Source organism: Streptomyces sp. cg40 (assembly GCF_050320165.1).
In the GTDB taxonomy this organism is placed as follows: Bacteria; Actinomycetota; Actinomycetes; order Streptomycetales; family Streptomycetaceae; genus Streptomyces; species Streptomyces hokutonensis.
This window is the reverse complement of record NZ_CP190128.1, coordinates 7,462,082-7,477,516: the sequence shown is the minus strand read 5'-3', so window position 1 is coordinate 7,477,516 and position 15,435 is coordinate 7,462,082. Positions and strand designations below refer to the sequence as shown.

At 71.8% G+C, this 15,435-nt stretch carries 15 protein-coding genes; 7 read left to right on the top strand and 8 right to left on the bottom strand.

The genetic code is table 11. The features are described 5' to 3' along the window. Positions 1 to 6: 6 nt before the first annotated feature. Complete coding sequence (locus tag ACQHII_RS33710; protein ID WP_427922813.1) at positions 7 to 1,437, bottom strand: RNB domain-containing ribonuclease; 1,431 nt, start codon at positions 1,435 to 1,437, stop codon at positions 7 to 9. Positions 1,438 to 1,513: 76 nt separating this feature from the next. Here ACQHII_RS33710 and yaaA point away from each other — a divergent pair, with 76 nt between their 5' ends. Together yaaA and eda are read left to right on the top strand one after the other, a co-directional pair. Further along, on the top strand, positions 1,514 to 2,296 hold the full coding sequence (yaaA, locus tag ACQHII_RS33705) for a peroxide stress protein YaaA (protein WP_427922812.1): 783 nt from the start codon (positions 1,514 to 1,516) through the stop codon (positions 2,294 to 2,296). A 72-nt stretch (positions 2,297 to 2,368) separates the two neighbouring features. Further along, positions 2,369 to 3,016, top strand: a complete 648-nt coding sequence (eda, locus tag ACQHII_RS33700; RefSeq protein ID WP_427922811.1) for a bifunctional 4-hydroxy-2-oxoglutarate aldolase/2-dehydro-3-deoxy-phosphogluconate aldolase — start codon at positions 2,369 to 2,371, stop codon at positions 3,014 to 3,016. On the opposite strand, the gene ACQHII_RS33695 is transcribed toward eda, so the two are convergent. From ACQHII_RS33695 to ACQHII_RS33685, 3 genes are read right to left on the bottom strand one after another with little or no spacing between them, the layout of a single operon-like run. Continuing rightward, a complete protein-coding gene (locus ACQHII_RS33695) occupies positions 2,991 to 4,148 on the bottom strand; it encodes a bifunctional RNase H/acid phosphatase (RefSeq protein ID WP_427922810.1) in 1,158 nt (385 codons plus the stop codon). The genes eda and ACQHII_RS33695 overlap by 26 nt on opposite strands. Positions 4,149 to 4,160: 12 nt before the next feature. Further along, complete coding sequence (locus ACQHII_RS33690) at positions 4,161 to 4,904, bottom strand: zinc ribbon domain-containing protein (protein WP_427925471.1); 744 nt, start codon at positions 4,902 to 4,904, stop codon at positions 4,161 to 4,163. Next, positions 4,901 to 5,788, bottom strand: coding sequence for a Nif3-like dinuclear metal center hexameric protein (locus tag ACQHII_RS33685; RefSeq protein ID WP_427922809.1), 888 nt, complete (start codon positions 5,786 to 5,788; stop codon positions 4,901 to 4,903). Before ACQHII_RS33685 ends, ACQHII_RS33690 begins: the two co-directional genes overlap by 4 nt. A gap of 197 nt (positions 5,789 to 5,985) precedes the next feature. Here ACQHII_RS33685 and ACQHII_RS33680 point away from each other — a divergent pair, with 197 nt between their 5' ends. Continuing rightward, on the top strand, positions 5,986 to 7,275 hold the full coding sequence (locus tag ACQHII_RS33680) for a hypothetical protein (protein WP_427922808.1): 1,290 nt from the start codon (positions 5,986 to 5,988) through the stop codon (positions 7,273 to 7,275). 125 nt (positions 7,276 to 7,400) lie between these two features. Then, positions 7,401 to 7,559 (top strand): hypothetical protein, encoded by a 159-nt coding sequence (locus tag ACQHII_RS33675; RefSeq protein ID WP_427922807.1) that lies wholly within the window; start codon positions 7,401 to 7,403, stop codon positions 7,557 to 7,559. A 62-nt stretch (positions 7,560 to 7,621) separates the two neighbouring features. Here ACQHII_RS33675 and ACQHII_RS33670 read toward each other — a convergent pair whose 3' ends face one another. Genes ACQHII_RS33670 through ACQHII_RS33660 form a run of 3 tightly spaced genes read right to left on the bottom strand, consistent with a single transcriptional unit; the run spans position 7,622 to position 10,576 of the window. Next, positions 7,622 to 8,572 (bottom strand): 3-oxoacyl-ACP reductase, encoded by a 951-nt coding sequence (locus ACQHII_RS33670; RefSeq protein WP_427922806.1) that lies wholly within the window; start codon positions 8,570 to 8,572, stop codon positions 7,622 to 7,624. Between the two features lie 28 nt (positions 8,573 to 8,600). Then, positions 8,601 to 9,677 (bottom strand): Zn-dependent alcohol dehydrogenase, encoded by a 1,077-nt coding sequence (locus tag ACQHII_RS33665; RefSeq protein WP_427922805.1) that lies wholly within the window; start codon positions 9,675 to 9,677, stop codon positions 8,601 to 8,603. 38 nt (positions 9,678 to 9,715) lie between these two features. After that, positions 9,716 to 10,576, bottom strand: a complete 861-nt coding sequence (locus ACQHII_RS33660) for a MaoC/PaaZ C-terminal domain-containing protein (RefSeq protein WP_427922804.1) — start codon at positions 10,574 to 10,576, stop codon at positions 9,716 to 9,718. A gap of 257 nt (positions 10,577 to 10,833) precedes the next feature. Here ACQHII_RS33660 and ACQHII_RS33655 point away from each other — a divergent pair, with 257 nt between their 5' ends. The 3 genes from ACQHII_RS33655 to ACQHII_RS33645 all read left to right on the top strand — a co-directional run bounded on the left by ACQHII_RS33655 (position 10,834) and on the right by ACQHII_RS33645 (position 13,827). After that, a complete protein-coding gene (locus tag ACQHII_RS33655; protein ID WP_427922803.1) occupies positions 10,834 to 11,745 on the top strand; it encodes an ABC transporter ATP-binding protein in 912 nt (303 codons plus the stop codon). A gap of 61 nt (positions 11,746 to 11,806) precedes the next feature. Then, on the top strand, positions 11,807 to 12,523 hold the full coding sequence (locus ACQHII_RS33650; RefSeq protein WP_427922802.1) for an ABC transporter permease: 717 nt from the start codon (positions 11,807 to 11,809) through the stop codon (positions 12,521 to 12,523). 17 nt (positions 12,524 to 12,540) lie between these two features. After that, positions 12,541 to 13,827 (top strand): sensor histidine kinase, encoded by a 1,287-nt coding sequence (locus tag ACQHII_RS33645; protein WP_427922801.1) that lies wholly within the window; start codon positions 12,541 to 12,543, stop codon positions 13,825 to 13,827. Here ACQHII_RS33645 and ACQHII_RS33640 read toward each other — a convergent pair. Next, entirely contained in the window at positions 13,805 to 15,367 is a 1,563-nt protein-coding gene (locus ACQHII_RS33640) for an alpha-L-arabinofuranosidase B (protein WP_427922800.1), read from the bottom strand. The genes ACQHII_RS33645 and ACQHII_RS33640 overlap by 23 nt on opposite strands. Between the last annotated feature and the right edge of the window lie 68 nt (positions 15,368 to 15,435).

The window sequence follows — 15,435 nt, the reverse complement described above, 5'->3', positions numbered from 1 at the left end:
CGGCGGTCAGGCAGGCGCGAACCGTACCTTCGACGTCCCCGGGTCCGCCTGTGTGAGCCGGACCCGCAGCCGCTCCCCCAGCGGCAGCGGAGTCGTACCGCCTTCGAGGCGGGCGACGACGGCCGGAGAGTCCAACTGCACCTTCCCCACGGCGGGTTGGTGTTCGTCCACGTCGACGACATAGCCGTCGAAGAGGTCGCCGACGCGGTCCTTCAGCAGTGCGGCCTCGACGATGTCGACGCACTCGCGCTCGACCGTGCCCGCGAGACGGGTGCCGTCGGCCATCTGCTTGGGGAGCGCGTCGAGACCGGCCAGGACCCAGGCGGGCGGGGACGCGGGCGAGAGGCAGATCTCGGCGGCGTAGCGGTCGACGAGGCGGCGTAGCGGAGCCGTGCAGTGGGTGTAGGGAGCGGCCACCGCCGCGTGGGTCGTGATGGGCGGGAGGTCGCCGTCGCGGAAGACCGTGTAGCCCGCGCCGCGCAGCAGGGCCGTGCACTCCTGGAGGAAGGCCGCGTGGTGCGAGAGGTGCGGGTCGAGGGAGCGGATCAGCTGCGCGTACGACACGTGGTGCGGCCAGTCGATGTGCAAGGCGTGTGCGGTGCGGTGGAGGCGGCCGACGGCGCCGTCCGGGGCGGCGGGCAGGGTGCGCAGGACGCCCGTGCCGTGCTTGAGCATCAGGTCGGCGGCGGCCATGCCGGTGAGCAGGGAGATCTGGGCGTTCCAGCCGTCGGCGGGGAGTGGGGCGCGGTAGGCGAGTTCGTAGGTGTGGTCGCGCTCGACGATCTCCTGCTCGGGCACGTTGAGGGAGATGCCGCCGCGCTCGACCTCCAGGCGTTCGCGCGCCTCGCCGATGTCCTTGAGCAGCGCGACCGGTTCCTCGGCGGTGCCCGTGTCGATCCGCCGCTGCACGGTCTCGTAGTCGAGCTTGGCCCGGCTGCGGACCAGCGCCCGGTGGACGTCGACGGCGACCGTACGGCCGTCCGCGTCCAGGTCGATCGTCCACAGCACCGCCGGCCGGGTCGTGTCCGGCAGCAGACTCGCGGCGCCCTCGCTGAGCAGGGGCGGGTGCAGCGGGGTCTTCTCGTCGGGGAAGTAGAGGGTGGTCACGCGGCGGTGGGCCTCCGCGTCGAGCGCGCCGCCGGGGGCGACGAACGCGGCGACGTCGGCGATGGCGTACCGGACCCGGAAGCCGGTCCCCCGCCGGGACAGGTGCATCGCCTGGTCGAGGTCCATGGACGTGGGCGGGTCGACGGTGAAGAAGGGGAGGTCCGTGACGTCCGGGACCTGCGGCAGCGGCGCCGCGGCGGCCCGTTCCGCCTCCGCCAGTACCTCCGGCGGGAAGCTCTCGGGTACGCCGAGTTCGGTGCGGAGCGCGGTGAGGGCGGCGCGGAGCGGGGCTTCTGGGGTGCCGGTCACCCGGATGCGGCGGCGGGGCATGACACGAGCGTAGGCACAATCCGCCCGGCCGCACCCTTTACGCTGGCGCAGCACCCACCGTAAGGAGAAACCCACCGTGCTCGTCCTGCTGCCGCCCTCCGAAGGCAAGGCCTCCTCCGGCCGCGGTGCCCCGCTCAAGCCGGAATCGCTGTCGCTGCCGGGACTCGCCGACGCCCGCGCGGCCGTACTCGACGAACTCGTCGACCTGTGCGCGGCCGACGAGGACAAGGCACGCGAGGTCCTCGGGCTGAGCGAGGGACTGCGCGGCGAGATCACGAAGAACGTCGACCTGCGGACCGCCGGCGCGCGCCCCGCCGGGGAGATCTACACGGGTGTCCTCTACGACGCCCTCGACCTGGCCTCGCTGGACACGGCCGCGAAGAAGCGCGCCGCGCGCTCGCTGCTGGTGTTCTCCGGGCTGTGGGGCGCGGTGCGGGTGACGGACCGGATCCCGTCGTACCGCTGCTCGATGGGGGTGCGGCTGCCAGGGCTCGGGGCGCTCGGCGCGCACTGGCGGGCGCCGATGGCGGCCGTGCTGCCGGAGGCCGCGGGGAGCGGGCTGGTGCTGGATCTGCGGTCCTCGGCGTACGCGGCGGCCTGGAAGCCGAAGGGCGAGGTCGCCGGGCGGACGGCGACCGTACGGGTGCTGCACGCGCCGACCCGGAAGGTCGTCAGCCACTTCAACAAGGCGACGAAGGGGCGGATCGTACGGAGTCTGCTGAGCGCCTCGGCCGCGCCCGGAACGCCCGCCGAACTGGTGGACGCGTTGCGGGGGCTGGGGTACGAGGTGGAGGCGGAGGCGCCCGGGCAGGCGGGGCGGGCCTGGTCGCTGGATGTGCTGGTGGACGAGATTCACTGAGCACTCCCAAGGTGCGTTGCATTGTGTGCAATGACCTTTGCGCACAATGCTTCCGCTCGGCAGGATGAGGCCATGGCTTCCATGGCTTCCTCCTCGCTGCTCGATCTCGCTCCCGTCCTGCCCGTCGTCGTCATCGAGGACGCGGCCGACGCCGTACCGCTCGCACGGGCGCTGGTCGCCGGGGGGCTGCCGGCGATCGAGGTGACCTTGCGGACACCGGCCGCGCTGGACGCGCTGCGGGCCATCGCGGACGAGGTGTCGGGGGCGGTCGTCGGGGTCGGGACCGTACTGACTCCGGGGCAGGTGAAGGAGGCGGTGGCGGCGGGGGCCGGTTTTCTGGTGAGCCCCGGGTGGACGGACCTGCTGCTGGAGTCGATGCAGGGGTCCGGGGTGCCGTTCCTGCCGGGGGTGTCCACGACGTCGGAGGTCGTGGCGCTGCTGGAGCGCGGGGTGCGGGAGATGAAGTTCTTCCCGGCCGCGGCGGCGGGCGGCACGGCCTATCTCAGGTCGCTGGCCGGGCCGTTGCCGCAGGCGCGGTTCTGTCCGACCGGCGGGATAGGGATCGACTCGGCGCCGGACTACCTGGCGCTGCCCAACGTCGGCTGTGTGGGCGGGAGTTGGATGATCCCGGCGGACGCGGTGGCCGCGCGGGACTGGGGGCGGATCGAGGCGCTGGCCCGCGAGGCGGCGGCGCTCAGCGCAGGTGGGACGTGTCGTTGAACAGCCGTACGCTCGCGTTGCCGTCCGCGTAGTACGCCACCGCGGAGAGCGAGGCCGCCGAGAGTTCCATACGGAACAGGGCCTCCGGCGGTGCGCCCAGGGCGAGTTGGACGAACGTCTTGATCGGCGTGACGTGCGTGACGAGCAGGACCGTGCGGCCCGCGTAGGCCGCGATCAGCTTGTCACGGGTGGCGGCGATACGGGTCGCCGTGGCCGCGAAACTCTCGCCGCCGCCGGTGGGTTGGGCCGTCGGGTCGCCCAGCCATGTCGTCAGGTCGTCCGGGTAGCGCTCCCTGACCTCGCCGAAGGTCAGGCCCTCCCAGGCGCCGAAGTCCGTTTCGCGCAGGCCCTCTTCGATCGTCACGTCCAGGCCGAGACGGTCGGCTACGGCCGCGGCGGTCTCGCGGGTGCGGGTGAGGGGGGACGCGAGGATGTGCTGGATCGTGCCGCGAGCCGCCAACGCGGTTGCCGCGCGGGCGGCTTGGTCCTGGCCCACGGGTGAGAGGGAGGGGTTGGTGCCGCCGCTTCCCGAGAAGCGCTTCTGGGGGGTTAGGGGGGTTTCGCCGTGGCGGAGGAGCACGAAGGTGGCGGGGGCGCCCATGTCTGCGGGGGCCCAACCCGGGCTGGGGGCGGCCACGTTGCGGGCGGCGCGGACGTCAGCGTTCGCGGTTGTCATAGCGCGGGCCGGTGGGGGCTGGTCGCGCAGTTCCCCGCGCCCCTGGATGGGCTGCGCCCCATCCATCGCCTCATTCGCCAGTCTGTCCGCGTGTTTGTTCTTCTCCCGGGGAATCCACTCGTACGTCACCCGGTCCACCGGAAACACCGAACCCGCCTCCGCCGCCAAGGGCTTCATGTCGGGGTGTTTGATCTTCCAACGGCCCGACATCTGTTCCACGACGAGCTTGGAGTCCATGCGGACGTGGATCTGGGCGGCGGGGTCCAGGGTGTGGGCGGCGCGGAGGCCCGCGATCAGGCCTCGGTACTCGGCGACGTTGTTCGTGGCGACGCCGATGTACTCGGCCGCCTCCACCAGGGTCTCCCCCGTCGTCGCGTCGATGACCACGCTGCCGTAGCCCGCCGGCCCCGGGTTGCCCCGGGAACCGCCGTCCGCCTCGACGATGAACTCCCGCACGCCGTGAACCCCTTACAGACCGGACTCGGACGTGCGCACCAGGATGCGGCGGCAGTTCTCACAGCGGACCACCGTGTCGGGGGCCGCCGCGCGGATCTCGTTGATGTCGGTGATGGCGAGTTCCTGGCGGCAGCCCTGGCAGGTGCGCTGGTAGAGCTTGGCCGCGCCGATGCCGCCCTGCTGCTGGCGGAGCTTGTCGTAGAGCTTGAGGAGGTCCGCGGGGATGGTGGCCGAGACGACCTCGCGCTCCTTCTCGGCCTTGGCCTCGTCCGCGTCGAGGGTCTCGTAGGCGGCCTCGCGGCGGGCGGTCGCGTCGTCGATCCTGCCCTGGACGGAGCCGACGCGCTCGGTCAGTTCGGCGGTGCGCTCCTGCGCGGACTCACGGCGCTCCATGACCTCCAGGACGATGTCCTCCAGGTCGCCCTGACGCTTGGCGAGGGAGACGATCTCGCGCTGGAGGTTCTCCAGGTCCTTGGGCGAGGTGACGGCACCGGAGTCGAGGCGCTGCTGGTCGCGGGTGGCGCGCTGGCGGACCTGGTCGACGTCCTGCTCGGCCTTGGTCTGCTCGCGGGCGCAGTCGCTCTCCTCGGTCTGCACGGCCACGAGCAGGTCGCGCAGCTGGGTGAGGTCCTTGGTCAGCGCATCGATCTCGGCGTGCTCGGGCAGCGAGTTGCGCTTGTGCGCGAGCTGCTGGAGGCGTACGTCGAGGGCCTGGACGTCGAGAAGTCGGATCTGGTCGGCGGGCGCGGCGTTCAGTTGGGGGCTCCCAGTGGGTCAGGTGTGGCGGCGGACGCCGCGTGGGCGGTCCAGGGGTCGGTGACCGTCTTGGAGACGTGGACCCGAAGGCCCCATCCCTCGCGGTCGGAGATCTCGTCGAGCTGGGCGGCGGCCAGCTCGCACCAGGGCCACTCGGTGGCCCAGTGCGCCGCGTCGAGCAGCGCGAGAGGACTGTGGGCGCGGGCCTCGGACACCGGGTGGTGGCGAAGGTCGGCGGTCAGGAACGCGTCGACGCCCGCCGCGCGTACGTCGTCGAAGAGGCTGTCGCCGGAGCCGCCGCTGACGGCGACCGTGCGGACCAGGGCGTCGGGGTCGCCGGCGACGCGGATGCCCTGCGCGGTGGCGGGGAGGCGCTCGGCGGCGCGGGCCGCGAGTTCGCGCACGGTGAGCGGGTGGTCCAGCTCGCAGACCCGGCCGAGGCCCCGGCGGCCGTCCGGGTCGGTGGGGTCCGGCACGAGGGGTCGTACGACACGCAGGTCGAGCGCGCCCGCGAGGGCGTCGGAGACTCCCGGGTCGGCGCGGTCGGCGTTGGTGTGGGCGACGTGCAGCGCGATGTCGTGCTTGATCAGGGTGTGCACCACGCGGCCCTTGAAGGTGGAGGCCGCGACCGTGGTCGTACCGCGCAGGTAGAGGGGGTGGTGGGTGACCAGGAGGTCGGCGCCCAGCTTCACCGCCTCGTCGACGATCTCCTGGACCGGGTCCACGGCGAACAGCACGCGCGTGACGTCCTGGTCCGAGTCGCCCACGACCGTGCCGACCGCGTCCCAGGACTCGGCCCGTTCGGCGGGCCACAGGTTCTCCAGCGCGGCGACGACTTCGGACAGGCGGGGTGCGGACTGGCGGGATACGGGCTGACGGGGCACGGGCAAAGGCTACCTGGCCGCACTGTGGGGCTGAACCGCTGAAGCGGCCGTAGACGGCCTACGGTCCCGTTCAGCACACCGGCCCCGGTTTCCTCAGGCGAATCGTTACTTGGCCACCCTTATGTGTGATGAGGCTGCTCATCGGTCCCACGTCCGTACGTACGAAAACTAGTTTCGTCGCCGGAGGTGACCGAACCATGACGGCCTGTGCGATCGAGCCCACGGCGGCGGACGAGGACGGGGACGAGTGCGGGGAGACGCAGATCGATGGCACCGAGTGTGTGATCACCGCTGACGGGGCGTACGCGGCCCGCCTCGCGCCGGCCGGCGACTGTCTGTTCCCGGAGCGGTGGACCCTGGACGGCCCCGAGCCGTACGCCGTGCCGCTGCCCGGCAACCAGCCGGAGGAGCCCGGCAGCGAGGTGCAGCCGATGGGCGACGGGCGGGTGCTCATCCGGCGGCTGGTCGACGGGCGGCACACGTTCTCGCTGCTCTACCCGACCGGCCCGGGCACCGGTGAGCTGCCGCTCGGCGCGATCGAGTGCCCGGACCCGGACACCCGGCTGCGGCTGCTGCCGCCCGCGCCGGGCGGCGAGAAGGCGTACGCCCTCGCCGTGGGCCGGCGGTCGACGGCCGTGTGGCTGGTGGCGGGGGGTGCCTTCGGGCCCGAGCATCTCGCGATGGTCCCGGGGCGCTGTTCGGGCGGGGTCTGGCTGGACCGGGCCGGGCGGATGCTGGCGCTGGACCGGGAGGTCGGCGGGCGGACCAAGGCGATCGTGGTGGATCTGGAGCGGGACGGTGAGGTGTCGCCCCTCCTCCAGATCGCCGCGGACAGCGACGACCGGCTGCTGGCGGCCGATCCCGACAGCGGGCTGCTGCTCATCCGCTCGGACGCGCCGTCGCCCGGGCGGGAGGAGCGGCTGGGCTGGGGGGTGATCGGCTCCACGCTGCCGGTGCGGTTCCCGGAGTGCCTGCGGGTGCCGGACTGCACGGTGACGCCGTTCGCGATCCAGCCGGGGCAGGTGCTGATGCCGGAGAACTGCGGGGTGGCGCTGCGCATCGACGGGCCGGCCGGCAGCTGGCTCGGCGTATGGCGGCCCACGGACCGGCAGCTGCTCCAACTCCCGGCGCCCGAGGGGTGGTTGGCGGGTGCCGGGCTGTGGAGCGAGGACGGGGTGCTGCAACTGCCTTACGCCACACGGGAAGTGCCGTGCGGTGTGGTGCGGTTCGCGGTGCCCAGGGGGGCGGGGGACAACGGGGGCATCGGGGGCCCGGGGGTCGGGGGGACCCCTGGGGTAACGGGGGAAACCGGGGGTACGGGGGAAACACGCCCGGGGGATCCGGTTCGGGACGGGACGGTGGGCGCGCCTGGGGAGGCCGCGCCGGAGCCGTCACAGCCGTCCGAACCGGATCCTCCGGTGCCGGTCGCACCGCGTCCGGTGCCGTTGCGGGAGGCGCCGCTCAAAGGCCGGGTGGCGGTCGGGTAACAAAGTGGTGCGGCTCGGTAACGAAGTCGTTCCGGACGGCGGTCCGCCTCGCGTCGGCCCCGGAACGGCTGGATAAGATCGCCGAGCTGTATGAAGGATCTTGTTACTACGGGGTGAAGTTTCCGATGAACGACACGAGCACCGCACAGACGATGTCCGCCGACACGCAGGACACCTCCGGCCACGGCAGGCACCGGGGCCCGGTCTCGGCGCAGGACGGCGACGCTGCCGCCCACGGCCGTCACCGCAAGCCGTCCGAGCAGTCCGAGTACGCGAACGCCTGACGGTACGTCAGGCACCTTGCACCGCACGGCCCCGCCCGTCCTCGGACGGGCGGGGCCGTTTCTCATGCGGTGCCCGTCTCCCGCTTGAGCCCGAGCACCTCGGCCGCCGCGAACGTCTCCTCGGCCGGTCGCCTCGCGTAGTGCGGAGTGAGTACGGCGTCCAGCTCGTCGTAGGTGAAGGTGTCCTGCTTGCTGTCGAACTTGGCCTGCACATGCGGGCGTTCGACGATCGCGACCATGCCCCCGTGGACCACGAGCAGCTGTCCGTTGATCCGGGCGGCGGCGGGTGAGGCCAAGTAGCCGACGAGCGGGGCGACATGCTCGGGGGCGAGCGGGTCGAGGCCGTCCTCGGGTTCCTGGAAACCGGCGAAGACGTCCTCGGTCATCCGGGTGCGGGCGCGCGGGCAGATGGCGTTCGCGGTGACGCCGTACTTGGCGAGGGCGAGCGCGGTGGAGGTGGTAAGGCCGACGATTCCGCCTTTCGCCGCCGCGTAGTTGGGCTGTCCGGCGGAGCCGGCGAGGAACGCCTCGGACGAGGTGTTCACGATCCGGCCGTACACCGGAGCGCCCGTCTCCTTGGAGCGGCGGCGCCAGTGCGCGGACGCGAAGTGGGTCGTGTTGAAGTGGCCCTTGAGGTGGACCCGGATCACCGAGTCCCACTCGCCCTCCGTCATGGAGAAGACCATGCGGTCACGGAGGATGCCCGCGTTGTTGACGAGGATGTCGAGCCCGCCGAGTTCCTCGATCGCCAACTCGACCAGCTGGCTCGCCTGTTGGGTGTCGGCCACGTCACCGGTGTGGGCGACGGCCCGGCCGCCCGCATCACGGATCTCGGCGGCGACCTGTTCGGCGGGGCCCGCGGAGGCCTCGCCGGAGCCGTCCCGGCCGGGCTGGCCGTAGTCGTTGACGACCACGGCCGCACCGAGCCGGGCGAGTTCGAGCGCCTCGGCCCGGCCGAGCCCGCGGCCGGCCCCTGTGACGATCGCGACCAGGCCCTCAAGTGGCAGTGACATCAAGGTCCTTTCAGTGGAAGAGGGGCCCTCAGATCTCGATGCACGTGCGCAGGGCCGTCCCCGAACGCATCTGGTCCAGGGCCTCGTTGATGTCGGCGAGCGGCACCCGGTGGGTGATCAGGCCCTCCAGGTCGACGCGGCCCGCCCGCCACAGCGCGATCGTGCGCTCGTAGGAACGCAGCACGTCTCCCCCGCCGTACATCGAGGGCAGGATGCGCTTCTCGTCGAAGAACAGCTCGAACATGTTGAGTTGGAGGAAGTCGTCGAGGGCGCCCGCGCCGACGATGACCAGGGTGCCGCCGCGCCGGGTGTTCTCGTAGGCGGTGCGGGCGGTGGCGGAGCGGCCGACGACCTCGAAGACGTAGTCGAAGCCCTCGCCGGCGGTGACCTCCTGCTTGGCGGCGGGCAGCTCGTCCGGTGAAACGGCCCTGGTGGCACCGAACTTGAGCGCGGACTCGCGGCGCGAGGCGACCGGGTCGACGGCGACGATCTCGGCGGCGCCCTTGAGCCGGGCGCCCTGGATCGCGGAGATGCCGACGCCCCCGCAGCCGATCACGGCGACCGACGAACCGGCCTCCACGTCGGCGGTGTTGAGGGCGGCGCCGAGTCCGGTGGTGACGCCGCAGCCGATGAGGGCGGCGATGTCGAACGGCACGTCGTCGGGGATCGGGACGGCGCAGCCCGCGTCGACGACGACCTCCTCGGCGAAGGTGCCGGTGCCCGCGAAGCCGAACACATCGCCGCCGGGGCGCTTGAAGTTGGGGGTGCCCGCGTTCATGAAGCCGGCCAGACACAGCTGGGTCTGGCCGCGCTTGCAGGCGGCGCACACACCGCAGGCCGGCAGCCAGCAGACGACGACCCGGTCGCCGGGCTTCAAGTGGCCGACGCCCTCGCCGACTTCGAGGATCTCGCCGGCGCCCTCGTGGCCGGGCACGAACGGTGCCGGCTGCGGCAGTACGCCGGCCATCGCGGACAGGTCCGAGTGGCACAGCCCCGTGGCGCGCACCCGGATCCTGACCCGGCCGGGCCCGAAGCCCGTCGCCTCGACGTCGTCGAGGACTTCCAGTTTGTCCTGGCCTATCTCGTGCAGTACGGCTGCGCGCATGGGGCGCTCCCCTCGACTCTGCTCAACTCGGGCCTGGTTCAGGAGTGTTCGACGGTCGTATCGGCGAGGACGGGTGCGTCGTCCCGCTCGACGGCGCTCACCGCGACCCGCACCTCGGTGTCGCCGAGGCGCCACATGCGGATGCGCAGCGTCTCGCCTGGGAAGACGACTCCGGCGAACCGGGTGTCGTAGCCGCGCACCCGGGTCACATCGCCGTCGAGCAGGGTGTCGACGACGGCCTTGAGCGTCATGCCGTAGGTGCACAGGCCGTGCAGGATGGGCCGGTCGAACCCGGCGACCTTGGCGAACTCGGGGTCGGCGTGCAGCGGGTTCCAGTCTCCGGAGAGGCGGTAGAGGAGGGCCTGGTCCTCGCGGATGTGCCGCTCGACCACCTTGTCCGGAGCGCCTGTCGGCGGTTCGAGGCGAGTGGAGGGCCCGCGGTCGCCGCCCCAGCCGCCCTCACCCCGTACGAAGATCTGGGCGTCGTTGGTCCACAACGGGCCGTCGGCGTCGGCGACTTCGGTGCGCATGACGAGGACGGCCGCCTTGCCCTTGTCGTAGACGGCGGCGATGTTGCCGGTACTGGTCGCGGTGCCCTGGGCCGGGATGGGCCGGTGCAGGCGCAGGGACTGGCCGCCGTGCAGGACGCGGGCGAGGTCGACCTCGATGCCGGGCATGGACAGGCCGCTGATCACGCCGGGCGATCCGTTGCCCGCGACGGTGGCGAAGCTCGGCAGGACGTGCAGCCGGGACTCCAGGGTGTAGCGCAGCTCGTCGGGGTCGGTCGCCGGGGTGCCCGCGCCGAGGCCGAGGTGGTAGAGCTGCACGTCCTTGGTGTTCCAGGAGATCTCGCCGGTCCGGGGTTCGGCCGCGAGGGCCAGGGCTGCGTCGATGGGCATGGGGCTCCTGATCGCCGGTGGTCGAAGACCTCGGTGCGGCCGTCCGCACCGTCGGCCGCACCGAGGTCGTCACGGGCCGACCTAGAACGCGTTCCAGTCCGGCGACCCTTGTATAGCCGAGCGTCCCGCAGTTGTGAAGGCTCCTGACACTGTGTCAGGTCCGGGTGCCGCGGCTGGGGACCGGTGACATTTGTCCTGCCCGAGTCCGTACAAGCGCATCTGCCGCGCGAGGGGTGCGGCTTCGTAGCGTCGTACCCATGACACAGACAGGTGGGACAGAGCGCGCGGTGTCCTTCGCGGGGGCGGTCAAGACCTTCGGCGCGGTGCGTGCCGTGGACGGGGTGGACCTGGAGATCGGGCGCGGGGAGACGGTCGCGCTGCTGGGGCGCAACGGCGCGGGCAAGTCGACGGCGATCTCGCTGCTGCTCGGGCTGAACACGCCCGACGCCGGCACGGTCGAACTCTTCGGCGCGGCACCGGAGTCGGCCGTACGCGGCGGCCTGGTCGGGGCGATGCTCCAGGAGGCGCGGGCGGTGCCCCGGGTCACCGTCGGTGAGCTGGTCGCGTTCGTCGCCCGGCGCTATCCGGCACCGATGCCCGTCGCGCGGGCCCTGGCGCTGGCCGGGATCGGCGAGCTGGCCGGGCGGCGGGTGGACCGGCTGTCGGGCGGGCAGACGCAGCGGGTGCGGTTCGCCGTGGCGCTGGCGGGCAACCCCTCACTGATCGTGCTGGACGAGCCGACCGCCGCGCTGGACGTGGAGGCGCGGCACGCGTTCTGGCAGTCGATGCGGGGCTTCGCGCGGCGCGGCCACACGGTCCTGTTCTCCACGCACTACCTGGAGGAGGCCGACGCGCACGCCGACCGGATCGTGGTCATCGACCGCGGCCGGATCGTCGCCGACGGCACCGGCGAACAGCTCAAGCGGGCGGCCGGCGGCAGCCTCGTCTCCATCGACCTGGCGGGCCGCCCCACGAAGGGCCTGGCCCAGCTGCCCGGCGTACGCACCCTCGAAGTCCGCGGCGACCGCGCCCTGTTGCGCACCGACGACTCCGACGCGACCGTACGCGCCCTGGCGGACCTGGACGCGATCCACGGCCTCGAGGTCGCGCCGGCGTCGCTGGACGACGCGTTCCTGGCGCTGACGGCACGTGAGTTGGAGTCGGTGTGATGCGCGACTGCCCACACCTCGAAGCCACCCCGGCAACCCTGAAGGACACGGAGACCGTCCGATGATCGACTACCTGCGCCTCGAAGTCCGCCGGACCCTGCGTGACATCGGGTTCGTGATCGGCGGGATCGCGATGCCCGTGATGATGTACCTGCTGTTCACGAACCTCGGGGGCGACGACAGCGGCTACAAGGCCACGGCGATGGTCGGCATGGCCGCCTACGGCGCTGTCGGCTCCGCGCTCAACACCGGGGGCGGGGTCGCCGAGGACCGGGCGATCGGCTGGCTGCGGCAGTTGCGGGTGACGCCGATGACCCCGCGCCAGGTCGTGCTGGGGCGGGCACTGACCGGCTCGGTGACCGTGCTGCCGGCGATCGTCGCGGTGCTCGCGGCGGGCGGTCTGGTCAACGGCGTACGACTCGACGCGTGGCAGTGGGCGACGATCGCGCTGCTGCTGTGGCTGGGCTCGGTACCCTTCACCCTGCTCGGCCTCGGCAACGGCTACGGCCTCACCTCGCAGACCACCGGCGTCGCCAACATGGCCTGCAACCTGGGGCTCGCGGTGATCGGCGGCCTGTGGTTCCCGATCAGCCTGTTCCCCGGCTGGCTGCGCGCGATCTCGACATACACGCCCACCAACCGCTTCGCCCAGCTCGGCACCTCCGTCGCCGACGGGCACGCCCCCGCGCTCGGCGCGATCGTGGTGCTGACGGCCTGGCTGCTCGCGTTCGGTTCGTACGCTGTGCTGGCGTACCGCCGGACCGGGCGGACCGTGTGACCGGGGGAGCGGGAGAGATGACCTGGATGCGAGGGATCAGGTGCCAGGTACGCGCCTGGCGGGCGGCGCGAACCCAGTGGCGCGCCGACATGGCGGAGTTCAAGGTCGCGCAGAAGGAGGCGCGCCGGAAGGGAGAGTGGCCCGAGAACCCGGGTCCACCGCCGACCGGCTTCACGCTGCTGCCGTGGCTGCTCATGGGCATGGGCTCCTTCTCCAACCTCCTCCAGGGCAAGACCTCCAACCCCTGGATCGGCGGTCTGGGCCTGCTCGCCTTCAACTCCCTCTACATCTATGTCGTGTTCCGCGCCTTCGTGAAGGAGACGCGCGCGGCGGTCTCGACCCGGGTCGCACTGGTCCTGATGGGCCTGATCACCTGCGGCCTCGCCCTCGGCTACGGCGGCAGCTGGCTGTACTTCTTCCCGCTGCTCGGCCTCGCCACGGGAGCCGTCGTACGCGGCCCGCGCCTCGGCCAGGTCGGCCTTGCGCTGACCGCGCTCGCGGCGGCGGTCTCCGTCTACCGGGCGGGCTGGGACGCGATCAACGTCGCCTACGGCACCTTCCTGTCGACGATGGTCACCGCCGCGATCCTCTCCCTCTCCGAAGCCGTACGCGAACTGCGCGCCGCCCGCGAGGAGTTGGCCCGCCGCGCGGTCGAGAAGGAACGGCTGCGGTTCTCCCGCGACCTGCACGACCTGCTCGGGCACACCCTCTCGGTGATCGTGGTGAAGTCGGAGGCGGCCCGGCGCCTCGCGCCCCGTGACATGGAGGCCGCGCTCGGCCAGATCACCGACATCGAGGCCGTGGGCCGGCAGGCGCTCACCGAGATCCGCGAGGCCGTCACCGGCTACCGCGAGGGCAGCCTCGACACCGAGCTGGACCGCGCCCGCTCCGCCCTGACCTCCGCCGACATCGAGCCGGTGGTCCGCCGGTCGGGCCCGCCGCTGACCCCGGGGACCGAGGCCCTGCTCGGCTGGGTGGTCCGCGAGGCGGTCACCAACGTCGTACGGCACAGCGACGCGCTCCGCTGCGAGATCACCCTCGACGGCGTCCTGGACCGCGTCCGTCTGACGGTCGCCGACGACGGCTCGGGGGACGCAGAGCCGGAGACCGGACCCGCCGAGGGCATCGGCGGAACCGGCCTGACGGGCCTCACCGAACGCCTCGCGGCGGCGGGCGGCTCCCTGCGGGCCGGCCCGTCGCCGCGCGGCGGTTTCACGGTGACCGCCGAACTCCCGGTGGAGCAGGCGGACTTGACGTCTCACGTGGTGACTACGACGGGGACTACGGCGCCCAGGGAGCCGTGACGACCCAACTCACGTCGTCCGTCCACGAGGTGGCGCTGTCGAAGGCGTTCGAGCCGCCGTCGCTCGCTATGTAGACGTTGTAGTTGTAGTGCCGGAGGTATCTGGTCGGGTAGTTGTACGACGCGAACGAGGTGCCCGTGCCGCTCTTGCCGGTCGAGGCGCAGAACGTGGCGTCCTGTCTGAACTGCGCTGTCCCGACCATGGGTTGGCGGTAGAGCTGGTAGTTGTAGTGCCGCAGGAAGTCGCCGGGGTAGTTCCGCGACTCGAAGGAGTAGCAGGAGCTGTCGGCCAGGCCCCTGCGGACGATCCAGGTGGCGTCGCCCTTGTCGAGCGTCGAACTGCTCGATGTGATGGCCGAGATGACCGCCGCGTTGTTCTGGTGGCGGACGTAGTCGGCCGTGCAGCACGAGGTGGTCGCCCGCAGCGAGATCTCCGAACCGGCCGCGAGCGTGCCGGTGGTGCCGGTCGAGCCGCCGTAGCCGACGGAGACGATGTTGGCCTGTACGGAGTCGTCGGCGGCATCCGTCGGGATGCCGGCCGTCATGACGCCCTCGAAGAACGAGCCGATGGAGCCGTTGCTGTTGTCACCGCCGGTGCCGAGGACGATCGCGCCCTCCTGGTGCATGGGCGAGTAACCGCTCGTGGTGGGCTCACCCCCGGAATAGGTGGTCGTGAGACTGCCCGACTGCGCGTTTCCGTATTTCAGCGCGAAATGGTCCTGACCGTTGTTTTTCAGCAAAGCGGTGACGAAAGGCATCGCTCCGGTGCCGGTGTTCGCCGTGTTCTTGCTGTACCCGGAGTCCGACTGGAACAGCCCGTTCTCCAGGTCGGCCTGCACCCAGGGACCACTGCCGTAGCAGGGCGCGAACCAGCACTCCGTGCCGAAGTTGATCGCGTCCATGTGCCCGTTGCCGGTGTCCTGGTTGTTGGTCTCGGCGTTGCCGTAGTCGAAGCAGCAACTGCCGTTGACGTGCGTGCCCGAGGTCACCATGTACATCCCCTCGGCGGCGCCGTTCGTCGCCACGCCCGAGGTGGAGTTGTCGCGATAGCCCATCCCGGCCGAGATCTCCAGGCCGTAGACCTGATGCCCGCCCACGGTCACCGGGAGGGCGTCCGCGGGCGCCCCGACATCGGCCACACCTGCCCCGCCCGCGCCCTCGATCGTGAGGTCGTTGTGGCGCGCGGACTGGTCGTAGATCTTGGTGATGATGCACGTCGTACCGGAACAGAACGAGTCCTGGGCCGCCGCGTTGGCGTATCCCCCGGCGGCCAGCAGCCCGATGTTCGCGGTGGCGCTGTCGGAGGCGCGCTGCACCTGGTACAGCGAGCCGTTGTACGACGAGTAGAGCGCGCGGACGAGGCTGTGCGCGGCGACGCACGGTGTCCCGGCGGTGGCGTAGATGTCGCACGGGAGCGAGGAGGCGGCCGACGCCTGCGGAACGCCGACGGCGAGTGCGAGGACGGTCACGAGCGCCGACAGGGCGGCCAGGGTGGCGTTTCTCAGCCGGCGCGGCCGAGTGCGGAGGAGTCTCAAGAACACGGTGCACCTCTTTTTCTGTTCCTGGTAGGGCGGTGCGGGTGGCCGGCATCCGGAGGAGGAACGGGTGG